Origin of the sequence: Salmonella sp. SJTUF15581, from assembly GCF_043356775.1 — a bacterium.
In the GTDB taxonomy this organism is placed as follows: domain Bacteria; phylum Pseudomonadota; class Gammaproteobacteria; order Enterobacterales; family Enterobacteriaceae; genus Salmonella; species Salmonella enterica.
Genome location: NZ_JBEUJY010000003.1, coordinates 1 through 16,036, shown reverse-complemented (window position 1 = coordinate 16,036; position 16,036 = coordinate 1). Strand labels below are relative to the sequence as shown.

Below are 16,036 nucleotides of genomic sequence, written 5' to 3'. Positions count from 1 at the left end.
ACGGCGACACGGCAATGCGGAGAAACGACTTGCGGCTATTCCACCTGTAAATGGCGGGTACAGACTTGATCAAGTAGCGCAGACTGATGACTAATCACCAACATCCCTAATGAACGGCTGCGGCACACCTCAAGCACGTATACCCATATCGCTTTTTGAATAGACGGATCGAGTTGCGCCGTCATTTCGTCGGCAATCAGAAAACGCGTTCGTGGGTCAAGCGCGCGCAGTATCGCAATACGCGCCAACTCCCCGCCTGAGAGCTGCATTGGCCGACGCGTCAGCCACTCGGGCTGCACATGCAAACGCCTCATTGTTTCCGGATCAGGCTGCCAGGCATCACGCACAGCGTCTCCGGCGCTTCGCCAGGGATTAAACGTCAGTTCAGGATGCTGAGGAACAAGCTGTACCGGACAATACTGATGCAGGGGTAACGGGCTGCCGTCCAGCAGAACGTCGCCCGCCGTCGGCTTTTGCCATCCGGCCAGGACGCGCCCCAACGTTGTTTTCCCCGTTCCGCTTGGCGCATGAATTCCTACCCGTTCACCGGCAGAAATCGTAAACGTCAGGTTCTGCCATAAGACTTTCCCGCCCTGACGAATAACGAGGTCGCGGCAGCTCAACATTCTATTCCCTCTCCGGTCGGCATAAATAACGGGCTTAGTTCAGGCAATGCTTGCCATTGCCGTTTTAACGGCTCACTCATCTCTTCCGGCTGTAACTGCTCGCAGCGGATATTGTCCGTGATATAACCCTGATGCAGCGCCACAATGCGATCGGCATACCGCGCCGCCAGCAGCAGGTCATGAGTCACCCACAGCACGCCGCATCCCCGCTTGCAAAGACCTCGCAAGTGCTCGAGCAACTGGTTTGCCAGTGCGGTATCAAGCCAGGCGGTGATCTCATCCGCGAGGATATAACGTGCCTGGCTAAGCGAGGCGTGGCACGCCAGAATTCGTTTAGCCATCCCGCCGGAGAGCTGGCGGGGAAAGCGTTCCAGGACTGTCGGTTCAAGATCGCTTTGCTGTAATAGCTGTACCATCTGCGTCTCATCCCAGGCGCGTCCGGTCAGATGACATGCTCTGCTCAAATGTTTTCTGATATTCAGCATGGGATTAAGCGCCTGTACCCCCTGCGGCACGTAGCTAAACGTATTGCCCCTAAGCTGCCTGATGGTATGTCTGTCCAGCCGGTTGCCATCAAGCGTAATCTCCCCCCGAAAGCGTAAGTTTTCCGGCAGCAGATCGAGCAGACATTGCAGCAGCAGACTTTTTCCCTCCCCGCTGCCGCCAACCAATGCCACCATTTCGCCGGGCGCGATATCAAAAGAGACATTCTGTAATAACGGCGACCAGCGTCTCGCGCCATACCAGCGATAACGCGCGCTTTCCAGCGTAACCTGTTGTAAACTCAGCATACGTCACTCCTTAGCCACAGCCGCTGAATGGCGCGCGCAAACTGATCGAAGAGCATCACCAGCGTGAATAACATTAGGCCGGGAAACAGCACCAGCCACCAGTTTCCATGGCTAATAAACCGTAACGCATCCGCCAGCAACAGCCCCAGCGAAGGCTCATGCGGCGCCAGCCCAAACCCCAGAAAACTTAACGCCGCGCTGTGCAATACCGCATGAGGAAACATCAATAACGTTCCCGTCAACCATTGCGGCAATAGCGCCGGAAAATAGTGATATCGCCAGCAATAAAGGTGTCCATGCCCCAGACGATAGGTCAATGTCAGGTAGTCACTCTGCGCTACCCGCTCCGCGTCGGCGCGCAGAATCAGCGCCAGACGGGGCCAGTGCGTTAACGCTACGGCCGCAATGACGCCGCTTTTACCGCCGCCGAGCGTAAAACAGATAAGGATCAGCAAAAGTAAATGCGGCATGGCGAGCATGGCATCGGTTATCAGCCGCATCAGGAGGTCCAGCCGGGGATGAATACGCGCCACTGCCGCCATCACTAGCGCGATAACGCCGCTGCACAGCGCAGCGCCAACGCCAATTTGTAAACTGGTGAAGGCCCCCTGAAAGCAACGAAGCCATACATCACGCCCCAGATTATCGGTGCCAAACCAGTGCTGGATATCAGGCGACAGATGCCGGGCAAGCAGATTAACCTCTGGCGGCTGGCTCAACGTGGCATAACCGTATCCGGCAATAAACAGCAGACAGGTAACGGAGAGGATCAGACGAAACAACGTCGGGGCAGGATTATAGAGCATCGGGACGCTCCAGCGATCGATTAAGCCCCACCACAAGCCAGGCTGAAATCGTATTTCCGGCAAACACTAATAGCGTACAGAATAAAACGATCCCCATGAGTAGCGGGACATCGCCACGCAGGCCGGCATCGATAGTGGCCTGCCCCAGCCCCGGATACGCAAAGACTTTTTCTGCCAGTAACGCCCCCCCCATCAGTTCGCCCAGAGAAGCAAATTGTAAGCAGAGCGCTGGGGTAATCGCATGACGTAACACCTGGTGACGTAACAGCGACCATCCTTTATCCCCCTGAGCGCGCGCAAAACGAATAAATTCGCTCTTCATTACGCTGGCTATTTTTTCTCGCGTATGCAGCGCAATTTGCCCCATGCCCAACAGACTTAACGCACATACCGGCAACACAAGATGGCGTAAACGTTCCGATAAAAGAGCTGTTCCTGCATTATTTCCGGGGTCCCAGGCGCAACAAACAGGTAATATCGGCCAGCGGACGGCAAACAGCGCCAGCAACAGCATTGCTATCCAGAAAGTGGGCAACGATGACAATAAGTAGCTGATACGGCAAATCATCTTATCCGGCCAGCGGTGGAGAAAACGTCCGGCCAGAAAACCCAATGTCACGCCCAGCACACCAGACAATAGCCAGGCGCCTGCCAGCAGCGCGAATGACGTCGCAAAACGTTCCCGGATCACGCTGGCGACAGGCATGTTGAACAGCATGGAATACCCCATGTCACCCTGGAGCAAACGCCAAAACCAGTGACCGAAACGCTCCCACAGCGGCTGGTCGAGCCCCCAGCGCGCCGCAATCCGCGCATATTGTTCTGGCGGAACATAGAGCAGATCGTTGCCAATATAAGCACGGATAGGATCAACGGGCGAAAAGCTAAGCAAAATGAAGGTGCCGGCAGCCACCAGCACCAACAGAATAATCAGCCGCAAAAAATGACTGAAGAACAATTTCATCACCGACAGGTCCAGGTCCAGTCATCAAGATTGTTTAACACCGACCAGCTACCGTGGATTTCTGGCGCGCCTTTTCCCAGATCAATACAGGGGTTGGCCAGATAGGTATGCTGAATATTAAGCAGCCATGCCCATGCCGCATCGCCCTGGACGCCCGCGCCCTGCTTTCCATCCCACTCAACCTGCTGCCAGAAAGGAATCGCCTTTTGCCAGTCAGGCGCATCTATAGCCTGTTTCAGATGTGCTTCTACCGCAGGGTTGCTGTAATAGCCCGGGTTATAATATTCCACACCAGCGGCTTTCCCACTGTAGTGATGGAAGAGTTCCATCGGGTCCAGACTTCCCCAGCCAAACAGCGTAGGGTTAGCGTGCATATGGCGCTCTACAGTTTCCCAGCTTCCCGATTGCAACGAGACGACAATGCCTAAAGGCTGCAACATGGCGCGCACCGCCTCGGCCAGATCCCGTCGGGTGCTGTCGCCACTGGCATACCATAAGGTCAGACGCGCTTCTTTACCTGCTTTTTCACGCACGCCCGCACTGTTTATCTTCCAGCCAGCCTCTTCCAGGATGGCGCGCGCTTTTGCAATATCGCCATCGCTGAATACCACTGAAGGATTTTGCCACGGCAATCCCTGCACCGCGCTATAGGCGGGTATCGCATGGCCTTCCATCACCTGTTCCGCCAGTTGCTTACGATTAATGGCATAGTTAATTGCGCGTCTGATAGCGACATCAGCGGTCACATCGTTGCCGACAGGATAACCGTTAGCATCCTTTTTACCGGCAGGCACCATCGGGAAGACAATGCCCCGGTTTTCAACGCTATCGCGTACCCAGAGTTTAAGATTATCCTGCTGCGGGGCCACCGCCATAGAAGGGGCAATGCGCACCAGACCTAACTGTCCGCTGCGCGCGGCGGCATAAGCATTATCTTCATCCAGAAAGACAAAAACCAGCCGGTTAAAGTCATTCTTTTTACCCGCATACCAGGGATTAGCTTCAACGATCAGTTGCTGACCCGGCTGAAAGCTGACCAGTCGGTATGGACCGGCGCCTATCGGTTCGCGGGCGAACGTTTTTTCATCATAACGGCTGGCCGGAACAATCCCTAACGATCCTAATACATTCACAAAGGTGCTCTGCGGATGGCTCAGCGTCATCTCAATTCGGCGCGCATCCAGCGCTCGCGCATGACTAAAGTTGCCCATGTCAATTTTACCGCCGCTCTTCGCCGCTTTGTTATATGTAAATACGACATCTTCGGCAGTTAATGGCGAGCCATCGGAGAATTTCAGATCGGGTTTTAAGGTCAGTATCCAGGTTTTACCATCGGGGCTGGTGTCCACTTTTTCCGTCAGTAAATTACCCCAACTCATATCGGCGTTTTGCTTGAGCAACGGCGCATGAAGCAATAAGTAACTGCCGTGGCTCCAGCCCAGCATAGGATCAAATCCTTCCGTTGGCTCAGGGCCAATGGCCAGCTTTAAGGTATGGCCATCTGCCGTGTCCGACGCGGCGAAAAGCGACGAAGTGAATACCAGAGTCAGCGCGCACGTTATGAGCGCCAGTTTGCCTTTAATCATCAGTTTACCCCAGATTATACGTTGTTTTTGTTTCTCCCGGCGCAGCATAAACGTCGGGAGACCTCCTGAGGACGGCATTATGGCGAGCATTTGTAATGAAAAAATTGATGCAGAACAGAAAGTATGACGATCTTTTAAAAACATCATACGCACAAACGTCGGGAGCGCCAACGTGGGCTAAAGGCCGCTTTTGACGGGGATAAAACGCAAGGGAAATGACGCCAGGAATACCGGGTTAATTAACGCCATCTTATTCTCTTATTTCCTTTCTATTCTGTATTACGTCTTCCCATCCGACGCTGTTCATTTTCTCAACGTTATTAGTCAGTACTGAAACGTAAGAAGGTATCGTAATTAGCGCTTCCTGGCTTTAAACCTAAACCAATATTAAACGAACCGGGCGTTAATGAAACTTACCAGCAGAACGCCAGTCATATGGCAACCCGATGAAATGACATGCTATGGAGTCCAACCGAAAAATGTTAACGCCGCCAGGGCTCGTGATGATTTTTTTAGCCGTACTGTTCTCATTGCTGACAGGATGCGCAAGTTATAAAAACATGGCATGGGGAATATATCCGGCTTCAACGGATATTTGTCCATCAGGTACGACATCAACAGGAGGGTGCAAAGAGTAATATCGCATATTTAATATACACCACTTTTTAAATGACTGTCCGGACATTTTCGGACGGTAAGTTTTCTATTAATTTATAATGGACTAATCCCATGACAAATAAAAAACACATTTTTTCAATTATCTTTATTGGTTCTCTTTTAACGGGGTGTGCTACAGGACCATCACCGACAGGGATTGGCTTATATACGGATGTTAAAGGGCCAATTACTGCCACGAGTCTCCCGGCAACCAAAACCGGTAAAGCGTGTGCGCAAACGGTATTGGGTATTGTAAATACCGGCGACGCATCTATTGATTCAGCGAAAAAAGCGGGCGATATTTCTTTAGTGTCGAGTGTTGATTATGAAACTACAGGCTCATATCCGTTTTATGGTAAAACCTGTGTTGTCGTAAGAGGACAATAACAACAGTAAGCCGGCGATGCCGCCGGCTTTTTATCCCATTTTACGTGCCGCTATCTCTGTCTGTTCCTTGCGACTCAGCCCCCGCTTTAAGGTTCTGTTAAGATTTTACGCATACCCTACAAGCAGTTGTTAATAAAGGATAATAATAATGGCACATTTCTCAAGACTGCAAATAACGCTTCACTGGTTAACACTGCTCCTGACAGGCATCGCATATGCTGCTATTGAGTTACGGGGGTGGGCGCCAAAAGGCTCCAGCGTTTACCTGTTTATGAAAGACACGCACTATGATATGGGCGTTCTGGTCTGGGCGCTGATGTTTTTACGGTTATATCTTAAACACAAATACCCGGATCCAGTCATTACGCCTCCCCCTCCTCACTGGCAGCACGTAGCCGCTAAATTAATGCATATCGCGCTTTATCTCACTTTTCTCGCCTTACCGCTGCTGGGCGTCGCGATGATGGCGTCAGGCGGGAAAAGCTGGAGCTTTTTTGGTTTTACTGTACCGGTATTTTTGACGCCAGATAGCAACCTAAAATCGGATATAAAGCGTATTCATGAAATGCTGGCCAATATCGGCTATTTCCTGATTGCCATGCATGCAGCAGCGGCGTTGTTTCACCATTACATACAAAAAGACGATACATTTTCAAGGATGTTACCCGGTAAATCATGACTATTTCGGCCATCCCGGCGAGAGAGAGCACGCCGGGCAAGGCATTATTATTCCAGCGCTATCGGTTTCGACTGATAGCGCCTTATACCGTTTGTAATCGACAATATACGATATTTTTCCGGTTCCACGTGTAGGTGATATGTACGACGCCGCCCTCGCTAATAATAGCGGGATAAGAATACTCACCGTGGTCACTTTCCAGGTCCAGTAGCGGTAGCCATGATTCGCCATTATCCTGGGAAGCAATCAGTGAAAGCGGATAGCGCTTTCCCCAGTTGCCGTTGACCGGATTTAACGCAAGAATCAGCGTACCGTCCTGCATACTAACCAGATCGATACCACTATTATTATTCGGTAACGATGTCGCGCGGGCAACAGACCAGGTAGCGCCATAGTCGATTGAATCACTGCGAAAAATTGCCCCGCGTGTGCTTCGTAACAACATATGGATATGCCCCGGAGAAGACTCCCACAGCGTAGGCTGAATAACGCCATCCCAGCGCAGGAGGTTTTCCAGACAACATTCCCACAACATCCCCTTTTTTACACCATCCCACAACGCTACGTTTGTCCCGGAAATAGCGTTATCAGGCTTCAGCGGAACAAAAGAGATATTCCAGTGTTTTCCTTCGTCAGAGGATCGATCCACAAATGCCCTCCACCGTTCAGGACTTTCAATCGACCCTGGCGCAATCCAGGCGCCATTTGATGCCAGCAGGAGTTTATTTTTTACGGGACCGCGCGGCAAAATATCATCGTTAACCAACGGAGCTGACGTACTCCAGGTAAATCCTCGATCGCTGGAGGTGATAAACCAGGTTTTCCACACGTGTACGTCGCTGCCTACTTTATAAAATAACCACAATTTATCCGACGGGTAAAATAACACCGGATTCCAGTGCGCTTCCCCCTCGCGTGCCGCCACTCGCTGCGGTGTTGTCCAGATATTATGTTCATAGCGAGATAGCCAGATGGCTGTATCTTCGCTTCCTTCGCGCAACCCCGCGAACCATGCGGCCACGAGCGTACCGCACGGTAAGCGAACAAGCGTAGAGGCATGGCACTGGAAGGACTCGGTTCTGCTTTCCGGTAAAATGACCTGCCGATTGACGAGCGCTAATTTCATACCTGCCTCTATTAAATAAGGTAAAAAGCATCAGCTTTTTTATGTATGAAAGTAGTGTTAGCAGAAATAGCATCAACGCGGTGAAAACGATGAACTGCTATACGAATTTATGTTCAGATATCGCGCCCATAACAGGCAGAATGTCGAGAGTGGACAAAAATTGGACTGACCTCGCGGATAATTCCAACTTACCGCCGTCCAATGGCGACGAGGTCAGTGGCACGGGATAATATAGAGGTCAGGGCTATAATATTTAGCGATCTGTGCCTACAAGCATGACGGGATACTTTTCGCTACAGGCAATGAAGGCCCGTCTAAACGGGCCTCCATTAACGCGATTATGATTTGTGTTCAATCGCCTTTGGTTTGCTTTCTATGGCAATTTTTTTCGGTTTCTCGCTTTCAGGGATCTCCTGGTAAATCTCGACCAACAAGAGGCCCTGTTCCAGTTTCGCATTATTCACCTTAGCATGTTCAGGCAAAGAAAAACTCAACTGGAAATCCGCCTTACGAATACCACGATAAATCCAGTGCGTCTGATCCTCTACCGTCTCTTCAGTGTGTTTACCCGTAATATTCAGGTTGCCACCAACCGTTTCAATTTCAAGCTCTTCCTCTTTCCAGCCAGGAACGCTCACGGTAAGCAGATAGTTATTCGCATCGCGCTTTTGCAGATCGTAAGCTGGCGTCGCAGCGACTGGCGTATCTCCTGTTAATTGACTGAAAAGTCTATCAATACGGTTGAAACGGTCAGAGAAAAGAGAATCAGCAAACACGGGAAGTGCTGACAAGGTTCTGAGTGCCATCATTAACCTCCTGAATCACTATTCAAAAGTTCAACATCAAGGCAAGCATTGCTTGTCCACTGACTACATAGGGACGGAAAAAACATTTTCAAGCCTATAAAAGCTTTTTTTAGTCACGAATTTAAGTGGTTAACGAAAAGTCTCATCCCGTTCATTGCCATTTCCGCTGTCCCTTCATCTTTACAATTTTTCTTCATCAGCAGAATTGATAATGATTATCAATTGCATTAGTGTATACAGGTTGGTTATGGCAGTGACCAACGCCCTTCTCCATTATCAAACCCAGCGCCGCTTTCGGGCGGCCTTTTGGGAGGAAATATGGTCGCCAAAAATAAAATTCACGGTCGTCGTATTCGTCAATCTCTGCAACAGTTACATCATCGTTGTCTTTTTCAGCAACTGGCGGTAAGCCCACCAGGAACAAAATATGTTTCAGTCACCGCTGAAACAAAAAACTGGCTTATTCATCTTGTGACTTCAGAGGGCCGCTAGCACGCGGTAGTGACTGTCCATGTTGTCGCTAAAATTTTAATGAAATGACATTTATACACCTACAATTTGCGCCCGGCTACTCCGGGCGCCATACCTGAAGATATGACCCCCGTTGCCAACTGACTGGAATTTTAGCTATCGTCTCCGACGTAGAAAAATTCGATATCTTTATTAAACCATTTATCAATGTTGTGCCACATCAGACAACCGGTCAGAAAACTTGCGATCAATATCCCTCCTATAAGCCACTTTTTCACATATACTCCTGAATAACCCCTGTTGATGCCATTATCTGATCGATAATAAAAAGACCATCATTTGAAGAAATAGTTTCACTGACAGATACCGTATGAAACGAGACAGTGAACAGTACCGTTTTCTTCGGTTTTTATGCCATAGTATTGAGCAGTGGTGACAATCATTTTCTATCGCACCATAATGATTTGCAGCCTATAGTTTATGCTTTTAAGATTTGTCTACTCATCACATATGTCAGTGATGGATAAATTATAATACGCTTTTCTGGCGCACTTTTCGTCAGTAAACAGGAATACTACAGCATTCATCGTATTGATGCCGCTTTATCTCCCGTTCTTCAGGGAATTAACGACAATTTTATGCACAAAGGATACTAATGATGAAACGTAAATTGATCCCATTTACCCTCTTTCTCGCTGCGCTTAGCGCCAGTTCCACATCTATAGCAGCTTCGCAGGAGATTTCTAAATCTATATACACCTGTAATGATAACCAGGTTATGGAGGTGATTTACGTCAACACCGAGGCTGGAAACGCCTATGCGATTATCAGTCAGGTAAACGAGATGATCCCGATGCGGTTAATGAAAATGGCCTCCGGAGCAAATTACGAAGCCATAGACAAAAATTATACTTATAAACTTTATACCAAAGGCAAAACGGCTGAACTGGTGGAAGGTGATGATAAACCTGTTCTCAGTAACTGTTCCTTAGCTAACTAACCTTAAGAAATGCCTGAAGGCTCATCAGGCATTTCCACTTCAACTTTCCTGTAACGTAACGTTAAAGAATATGTGAATCACTACCATAGTATAATGGCTAATTAGTAACCACTTTTAAACATGGTTAATCCTATTTTTAAAGAAAAGTTCGAACTGTCTGAATTGTCGTTGTTGAGTGTTTAAATGTTTTGCTTTATTAAGTGACCCAGGTAGAATTCGCAGCGGCTGGTAACCATTCATATTCGCACTATTGAACGATCACCGGCCAACCGCGCCAGGGTCTTGCATACGCTCTGGCGCGGTTAAATCCCCAGGCCATAAACGAAATCACTGGTTTCTGCTATTGCTCGTATCTTTCACGTTAACCTGCATTATGCTTGCCCACCTGATGTAAAAAGACACCGCTCTGAACCATAGGGTGTGAATTTCATTTTATAAAAAATTGCGGTGCCGGGTGCCTCCCGGTGAACCATACCACAGTCAATATGGTTCGCGAGGAACATTAACTATTTGACTGGACGCCCCGCCGCAAAGGGGGATTCACCGCATAAGAAAAATCTACAACTCACAAGTAATAAAAGACAATAACATTTTTGTGCATTTTTTATAAATGACTATCTTGTCACGTAATAAATGAAATTATTCTGTAACAGGATTGCAAGACAATACTTATTCAAAACTGAAGTGGTCAGTAGGAATCGAACCCACATCATCAGCCTGACACTGAGGTAATAACATTATACGATAACCACATTGGACCGCCACCGAGGCCTCGAACCTCGCACCATCAACTTAGGAGGTTGATGCTCTATCCAGCTGAGCTAGTGGCGGCTGGGGACTTCTGCCAGGCGCAAAAAAGGTGCTCTCCTGGATAAAATACATACCTTGCTACTTTTCAGTAGTCGTTCAACGGCAGGTACAATATGCGAAGGCGGTCACAAAATCTTGATGACATTGTGATTAATTCCAGGAAAATTTTTCAGAGTGAATCTTGTGAGATCTGGCGTTATTTACACCAGATTTTCCTTCCTGCTTATCACCTACCTGAGCAACCTTGATTGTTTACCACAATCCTTTATCTGTGCTTATGCTGGTGAGATGTTATGTACAGCGTCATTATGACGAAGAGAGTATGACGAAGAGAGAAAAGACAGGCAGGTACGTGTCACTGGTAAAGAAGCCCTGTTTTATTGACTGGCGGTGCGGAAGGCGAACCTTCCGCATAGCTTATGCTTTTCAGAAACGGTATCCAACCCCGACGTTGAAGCCGTTTATTTTTGTAGAGGAGATGTTGCTTCCTTCATACCCAACATCGACGACGATATTCTCCAGCGGATTCATCTGTACACCCGCGCCCCAGGCAAATCCCGTTTTCCTTGAGGAAATTTTGTTAGAAAAAGAATCGCCATCCTGAGTGGAATGTTCTTTAAATGTCGCCTTTACCGTGCCGACACCCGCCAGCGCGTATAACGAAAAATTGTCAGACAATCGATAGGCTGGCCCAACCATTAAAGAACCGTACTTCACCTCAAACTTGTCATGGTAATGAATACCTTCAGGCTCAACAGACCCGGAAGCCTGTCTGTCTCCATATAAGTAACTTAGCGAGGAAATAAAACTTACCGGAGAGTCATCCTCATAACGGTATTTCACATTTACCCCTCGGATATTTTTGAAATCCTGAACTTTACTTTGTGCATACCCCACGGAAAAGGCGTTAGTATCGGCCTGTGCAACATTTACAACCAAAACGCTTGTAGTAATAACTAAAGTGGATAAAATAATATTTTTCATAACAACTCCTTAATACTACTTATTATTTACGGTGTGTTTAAACACCTGCAGTACCGATCCGGCATTCAGTTATCGCCACTATGCCGAATCGACAAAACCACGAATAATTCACCGCTATCGCTCCTGATGTGTTTACTTCCTGAAAGATATTTTTACTACCGAAGCACTCTATCGCTCATTTAGGTAACCGGTTCTACAATGTCATCTAACTTTTATAGATTTGAATGCTAATTTTTCTCACGCATATATATTTAACAGAAACCATAAAGTGTTTAGCCACTATAGAACAACAAATCACCCATGCAACATTTTGATATTTAAAGAGAAAATCTCACAACCACATTAAGAAACTTGACACCGTTCGGCTAAAAACATGTCATTAAGCAAACTCGCCATATAATCAGAACATATCGCATTGTGCTTCACAGTCCTCACGTGACGCTCCAGCCACAATACGGTTATATGCCATCGCAGGCGCTGTAATCATATTCACGATGATGCTTAGCACGCTTTATTCCCGCTCCGATTTAATCTTTTAATATGTCTATCAGTTACAACATTTCTTGTTATAAGAATAGAATCAACACCACAATTCCAACATAAATATCACCTGTGTTGAGAGAGAGTTTACATTCCAGAAAAATAATAACGGACGCAAATATTGAACACGCGATAAAAAAGTCTATTTCGCTATAAAACCCATTATTATTAAGAGTGGTTAACTCTTCGTTGAATAAAAAATGCCAATGACGTTCCATAATTCATTAGATGAACTTCACAAGTCATTACATATAACAGGAGGTGTTATGAGACATCATGCTTTTATGCTTTGGTCATTACTTATTTTTTCATTCCATGTTTTGGCCAGTTCAGGCCATTGTTTTGGTTTACAACAGGCATCATGGGATATTTTTATCTACGATTTTGGTAGTAAAACCCCGCAACCACCTACAAATACTGATAAAAAGCAAGCCAGGCAGATTAGTTCACCATCCTGCCCGACGACAAAACCCATGATGTCCGCACCAACCAACGACGCCAGGAAAGGGAATACTTTCTCCAGAACATAATGTTATTTATCTACAATGGTGCCGAACGACTACTTTTAGCCATCCGGAAATCTTGATTGCCATCAAATATAGCTGGCATTATTTTTCCTGACGTGTATAGTGCGCCTCGTTATCCCCATTAAGGAATTTGTTTGTCTCGTAAAATGACAGGAATTGTCAAAACCTTTGATTGTAAGAGCGGTAAAGGTCTCATCACCCCCTCCGATGGACGCAAAGATGTTCAGGTCCACATTTCAGCATGTCGCCAACACGAAACAGAAGCGCTTATCCCCGGTATACGCGTTGAGTTTTGTCGTATTAATGGCCTCCGCGGACCTACCGCCGCCAACGTTTATCTTTCATAATTCGTCACTCGGCATTTTTTCAGAAAAATTTAGCGAGCCCGTATACCTCCGCAGTCTGTGCTATGAGGCTTTGCCTGAAAGGCTGCAGAATGTTTTCAGTGGCGAAAATCTAAAGGATTTATTTTGCTAATGACTCCTGTGACCTCTTTTATCATATATCGGGTGTCCCCCCCCTTCTCACTTTGTTTAACGTGAAGAAATGTACAGCCGTTTTTCACTGTGATAGCATCTAATATTGCAAAAGTATTTAACGCTATATACCCATCGTCACAGGAGTGGCTGGCTGCGCGCATTTAACCGAAGTATTTATGTGATTCTATCGGAATTATCTCTATTGTCGCTCAATGCTACGTCATATTCAGTGGGTATAAATCGCCAATATAGTTGTAACGCTATTTATTTTTAGGGTAATAATTGAATGACTTTGCTTTCAGGAAAAACCACACTGGTTCTCTGCCTCTCCTCTATTTTATGTGGATGTACGACGAACGGCTTACCCGCACCTTATAGTATTAATTTGTCGTTCCCGGTCATTACACAAAACCAAATTAATTCCGGTGGTTATTACATAAATGACGCGGAACAAATTCGGACAACTGATGGTCTGTGCCTTGATACAGGTTCAGATCAACAGAATCGTTTGACGCTGCGGGAGTGTAAGCATGTGCAATCTCAGCTTTTCTCATTTCACCGAGACAGAATCACGCAGGGTGAGAAATGTCTGGATGCCGCAGGACAAGGTACAAAAGAAGGCACACCAATCATTCTTTATTCATGCACGGGTAATGATAACCAGCGCTGGCTCACTGATGATAACAAAATTAAGGGGAAACAGAGCCGAAAATGCCTGGGCACAAATAGCATTATTGTCAGAAAAGGCGACCCTGTTGTGTTGGCCGATTGCGATTTTAGTCGCGCCCTGGAATTTACCATCAGGTAGCAGGACACCGCTGTGAAGAGATAGCCGCTAACCTCATGACACGACAACAGGTTAGCGACCTTTACTTCCACGTGCGGTCAATTTACTTTACGTCCGCAACGTCAGGATGACAAAACGGCGGCTAAACCTTGACACCAGTTATATACCCAGCTTAAATACTGGTCATCCAACCAGTAAAAAGGAAATGGCGATGTTCGTCGAACTCGTTTATGACAAGCGAAATGTTGAAGGTTTGCCAGGCGCACGCGAAATCATCCTCAATGAACTCACAAAACGCGTACATCAACTTTTTCCCGACGCGCAAGTGAAAGTTAAGCCAATGCAGGCGAACGCATTAAACAGTGACTGTACAAAAACCGAGAAAGAACGGCTGCACCGTATGCTGGAAGAGATGTTTGAAGAGGCTGATATGTGGCTGGTCGCCGAATAACGTCCCCTCCTGCGAAAGCGACATATCCGATCGAAAACAGCGCCCTGAGGCGCTGTCTGTGACGATATAACGCAAACGCCACCACTCAGAACATGTTGTTGTTGATATCTCAGACCGGTATGTGGAACCGACATTCATCGCTTCACTGGCCTGTCGGTATGAGTAGCCCTTATCAACAATCAGCTATGCGCATTCCAGCCTGAACTCTGAAAGTACGTTTGGTTTTTTTGTTTATTAATAGCCTATCCCATTAGACTCTTTTATTCGCCAAACTGGCTTTAACGATTACGCCTACTGGGATAGGTTCTAAACTTATCATCAATACGTAAAATACCTATTTACGAACAAAAAGTAACAGGTAAAAATCCGAAATAAAACCAGCATAACTAAAACTTACTGCAGATATGCACACGCATTATTACTATGTTTCCAGGATAGTCTCGACCAGTCAAGACTATCTATTTTATATAAAAAAGGGAAATACTTCACATGAATAAAATACATGTTACATATAAAAATCTCTTACTTCCGATTACCTTCATCGCGGCAACTCTAATTAGCGCCTGTGATAACGTTAAAGATGCCATGGCGGAAGCTGAAAAAAATCAAGAGAAATACATGCAAGAAATCCAGCAAAAAGAGCACCAGCAATCAATGTTCTTTTACGACAAAGCCGAAATGCAAAAAGCTATTGCCAATATCAACGCAAAAGGTGGAGCCAATCTTGCGATTATTGAAGTCCGTTTCTTCAAGGGCGGGTATTCATTCATTCGACAAAGCGTTAACGCCCCGGTGATGCTGCCAACTTACTGATTTAGTGTATGATGGTGTTTTTGAGGTGCTCCAGTGGCTTCTGTTTCTATCAGCTGTCCCTCCTGTTCAGCTACTGACGGGGTGGTGCGTAACGGCAAAAGCACTGCCGGACACCAGCGCTATCTCTGCTCTCACTGCCGTAAAACATGGCAACTGCAGTTCACTTACACCGCTTCTCAACCCGGTACGCACCAGAAAATCATTGATATGGCCATGAATGGCGTTGGATGCCGGGCAACTGCCCGCATTATGGGCGTTGGCCTCAACACGGTTTTACGTCACTTAAAAAACTCAGGCCGCAGTCGGTAACCTCGCGCATACAACCGGGCAGTGATGTGATTGTCTGCGCTGAAATGGACGAACAGTGGGGCTACGTCGGTGCTAAATCACGTCAGCGCTGGCTGTTTTACGCGTATGACAGGATACGGAGGACAGTTGTGGCGCACGTTTTCGGTGAACGCACTCTGGCCACACTGGAGCGTCTTCTGAGCCTGCTGTCACCCTTTGACGTGGTGATATGGATGACGGATGGCTGGCCGCTGTATGAATCCCGCCTGAAGGGAAAGCTGCACGTAATCAGCAAGCGATATACGCAGCGAATTGAGCGGCATAACCTGAATCTGAGGCAGCACCTGGCACGGCTGGGACGGAAGTCGCTGTCGTTCTCAAAATCGGTGGAGCTGCATGACAAAGTCATCGGGCATTATCTGAACATAAAACACTATCAATAAGTTGGAGTCATTACC

Annotated in this window: 17 protein-coding genes, 1 tRNA gene and 1 pseudogene; 9 read left to right on the top strand and 10 right to left on the bottom strand. The window is 47.1% G+C overall.

Features of this window, described 5'->3' with window-relative positions; all coding sequences use genetic code 11:
- Positions 1-35: 35 nt before the first annotated feature.
- The 5 genes from ABVN36_RS06875 to ABVN36_RS06855 are packed head-to-tail and all read right to left on the bottom strand — an operon-like array spanning position 36 to position 4,821.
- Entirely contained in the window at positions 36-626 is a 591-nt protein-coding gene (locus tag ABVN36_RS06875) for an ATP-binding cassette domain-containing protein (RefSeq protein ID WP_000947460.1), read from the bottom strand.
- Entirely contained in the window at positions 620-1,417 is a 798-nt protein-coding gene (locus tag ABVN36_RS06870) for an ATP-binding cassette domain-containing protein (protein ID WP_023138640.1), read from the bottom strand. Before ABVN36_RS06870 ends, ABVN36_RS06875 begins: the two co-directional genes overlap by 7 nt.
- The gene (locus ABVN36_RS06865) at positions 1,411-2,223 is read right to left on the bottom strand and encodes an ABC transporter permease (protein ID WP_000966637.1); all 813 of its coding nucleotides are present in this window, start codon (positions 2,221-2,223) and stop codon (positions 1,411-1,413) included. The genes ABVN36_RS06870 and ABVN36_RS06865 overlap by 7 nt, the downstream gene beginning before the upstream one ends.
- Positions 2,213-3,187: an ABC transporter permease gene (locus ABVN36_RS06860; protein WP_023138639.1), complete on the bottom strand. Its 975-nt coding sequence runs from the start codon at positions 3,185-3,187 to the stop codon at positions 2,213-2,215. The genes ABVN36_RS06865 and ABVN36_RS06860 overlap by 11 nt, the downstream gene beginning before the upstream one ends.
- Positions 3,187-4,821, bottom strand: a complete 1,635-nt coding sequence (locus tag ABVN36_RS06855; protein WP_023138638.1) for an ABC transporter substrate-binding protein — start codon at positions 4,819-4,821, stop codon at positions 3,187-3,189. Before ABVN36_RS06855 ends, ABVN36_RS06860 begins: the two co-directional genes overlap by 1 nt.
- Before the next feature lie 681 nt (positions 4,822-5,502).
- Between ABVN36_RS06855 and ABVN36_RS06850 the strand changes: the two genes are divergently transcribed.
- Complete coding sequence (locus tag ABVN36_RS06850) at positions 5,503-5,817, top strand: TRL-like family protein (RefSeq protein WP_000182479.1); 315 nt, start codon at positions 5,503-5,505, stop codon at positions 5,815-5,817.
- 148 nt (positions 5,818-5,965) lie between these two features.
- Positions 5,966-6,496, top strand: a complete 531-nt coding sequence (locus tag ABVN36_RS06845; protein WP_023138637.1) for a cytochrome b — start codon at positions 5,966-5,968, stop codon at positions 6,494-6,496.
- Between the two features lie 82 nt (positions 6,497-6,578).
- Here the strand turns inward: ABVN36_RS06845 and ABVN36_RS06840 are convergent, their stop codons facing one another.
- The 3 genes from ABVN36_RS06840 to ABVN36_RS06830 form a co-directional block, all read right to left on the bottom strand.
- Positions 6,579-7,622, bottom strand: a complete 1,044-nt coding sequence (locus ABVN36_RS06840) for an exo-alpha-sialidase (protein WP_023138636.1) — start codon at positions 7,620-7,622, stop codon at positions 6,579-6,581.
- Between the two features lie 338 nt (positions 7,623-7,960).
- Positions 7,961-8,428: an Hsp20 family protein gene (locus ABVN36_RS06835; protein ID WP_001218118.1), complete on the bottom strand. Its 468-nt coding sequence runs from the start codon at positions 8,426-8,428 to the stop codon at positions 7,961-7,963.
- Positions 8,429-8,624: 196 nt separating this feature from the next.
- A complete protein-coding gene (locus tag ABVN36_RS06830; RefSeq protein WP_077905755.1) occupies positions 8,625-8,852 on the bottom strand; it encodes a hypothetical protein in 228 nt (75 codons plus the stop codon).
- Between the two features lie 702 nt (positions 8,853-9,554).
- Here ABVN36_RS06830 and ABVN36_RS06825 point away from each other — a divergent pair.
- Positions 9,555-9,899 carry a c-type lysozyme inhibitor gene (locus ABVN36_RS06825; RefSeq protein ID WP_000977722.1) on the top strand — a complete coding sequence of 115 codons (345 nt, stop codon included), beginning with the start codon at positions 9,555-9,557 and terminating at the stop codon, positions 9,897-9,899.
- Positions 9,900-10,653: 754 nt separating this feature from the next.
- Here the strand turns inward: ABVN36_RS06825 and ABVN36_RS06820 are convergent.
- Together ABVN36_RS06820 and pagC are read right to left on the bottom strand one after the other, a co-directional pair.
- A tRNA-Arg gene (locus ABVN36_RS06820) sits at positions 10,654-10,730 on the bottom strand.
- A gap of 405 nt (positions 10,731-11,135) precedes the next feature.
- A complete protein-coding gene (pagC, locus tag ABVN36_RS06815; protein ID WP_000789471.1) occupies positions 11,136-11,693 on the bottom strand; it encodes a virulence membrane protein PagC in 558 nt (185 codons plus the stop codon).
- Positions 11,694-12,499: 806 nt separating this feature from the next.
- Here pagC and pagD point away from each other — a divergent pair.
- From pagD to ABVN36_RS06785, 6 genes and pseudogenes are all read left to right on the top strand, one after another.
- Positions 12,500-12,763, top strand: a complete 264-nt coding sequence (pagD, locus tag ABVN36_RS06810) for a virulence protein PagD (protein ID WP_033903631.1) — start codon at positions 12,500-12,502, stop codon at positions 12,761-12,763.
- 131 nt (positions 12,764-12,894) lie between these two features.
- Positions 12,895-13,107, top strand: a complete 213-nt coding sequence (gene cspF, locus ABVN36_RS06805) for a cold shock-like protein CspF (protein WP_001537306.1) — start codon at positions 12,895-12,897, stop codon at positions 13,105-13,107.
- A 418-nt stretch (positions 13,108-13,525) separates the two neighbouring features.
- Positions 13,526-14,047 carry an RICIN domain-containing protein gene (locus ABVN36_RS06800; RefSeq protein WP_011233071.1) on the top strand — a complete coding sequence of 174 codons (522 nt, stop codon included), beginning with the start codon at positions 13,526-13,528 and terminating at the stop codon, positions 14,045-14,047.
- A gap of 190 nt (positions 14,048-14,237) precedes the next feature.
- Positions 14,238-14,477 (top strand): virulence protein MsgA, encoded by a 240-nt coding sequence (gene msgA, locus ABVN36_RS06795; protein ID WP_000497451.1) that lies wholly within the window; start codon positions 14,238-14,240, stop codon positions 14,475-14,477.
- A gap of 489 nt (positions 14,478-14,966) precedes the next feature.
- Positions 14,967-15,287 (top strand): annotated as a pseudogene (locus tag ABVN36_RS06790) (lipoprotein EnvF); the annotation flags it as partial.
- A 36-nt stretch (positions 15,288-15,323) separates the two neighbouring features.
- Positions 15,324-16,021 (top strand): IS1 family transposase gene (locus ABVN36_RS06785; protein ID WP_223367361.1). Its coding sequence is split into 2 segments (ribosomal slippage): positions 15,324-15,573 and positions 15,573-16,021, totalling 699 coding nucleotides; the frame shifts between segments, so codons are not numbered across the junction.
- Positions 16,022-16,036 lie beyond the last annotated feature (15 nt).

Excerpts from the sequence above, each read along its gene's own strand:
- pagC (WP_000789471.1), bottom strand. The coding sequence starts at position 11,693 with ATGAAAAATATTATTTTATCCACTTTAGTTATTACTACAAGCGTTTTG.
- ABVN36_RS06855 (WP_023138638.1), bottom strand. The coding sequence starts at position 4,821 with ATGCTGCGCCGGGAGAAACAAAAACAACGTATAATCTGGGGTAAACTG.
- ABVN36_RS06845 (WP_023138637.1), top strand. The coding sequence starts at position 5,966 with ATGGCACATTTCTCAAGACTGCAAATAACGCTTCACTGGTTAACACTG.
- ABVN36_RS06875 (WP_000947460.1), bottom strand. The coding sequence starts at position 626 with ATGTTGAGCTGCCGCGACCTCGTTATTCGTCAGGGCGGGAAAGTCTTA.
- ABVN36_RS06835 (WP_001218118.1), bottom strand. The coding sequence starts at position 8,428 with ATGGCACTCAGAACCTTGTCAGCACTTCCCGTGTTTGCTGATTCTCTT.
- ABVN36_RS06860 (WP_023138639.1), bottom strand. The coding sequence starts at position 3,187 with ATGAAATTGTTCTTCAGTCATTTTTTGCGGCTGATTATTCTGTTGGTG.
- msgA (WP_000497451.1), top strand. The coding sequence starts at position 14,238 with ATGTTCGTCGAACTCGTTTATGACAAGCGAAATGTTGAAGGTTTGCCA.
- ABVN36_RS06865 (WP_000966637.1), bottom strand. The coding sequence starts at position 2,223 with ATGCTCTATAATCCTGCCCCGACGTTGTTTCGTCTGATCCTCTCCGTT.
- pagD (WP_033903631.1), top strand. The coding sequence starts at position 12,500 with ATGAGACATCATGCTTTTATGCTTTGGTCATTACTTATTTTTTCATTC.
- ABVN36_RS06825 (WP_000977722.1), top strand. The coding sequence starts at position 9,555 with ATGATGAAACGTAAATTGATCCCATTTACCCTCTTTCTCGCTGCGCTT.
- ABVN36_RS06800 (WP_011233071.1), top strand. The coding sequence starts at position 13,526 with ATGACTTTGCTTTCAGGAAAAACCACACTGGTTCTCTGCCTCTCCTCT.
- ABVN36_RS06850 (WP_000182479.1), top strand. The coding sequence starts at position 5,503 with ATGACAAATAAAAAACACATTTTTTCAATTATCTTTATTGGTTCTCTT.
- ABVN36_RS06870 (WP_023138640.1), bottom strand. The coding sequence starts at position 1,417 with ATGCTGAGTTTACAACAGGTTACGCTGGAAAGCGCGCGTTATCGCTGG.
- ABVN36_RS06840 (WP_023138636.1), bottom strand. The coding sequence starts at position 7,622 with ATGAAATTAGCGCTCGTCAATCGGCAGGTCATTTTACCGGAAAGCAGA.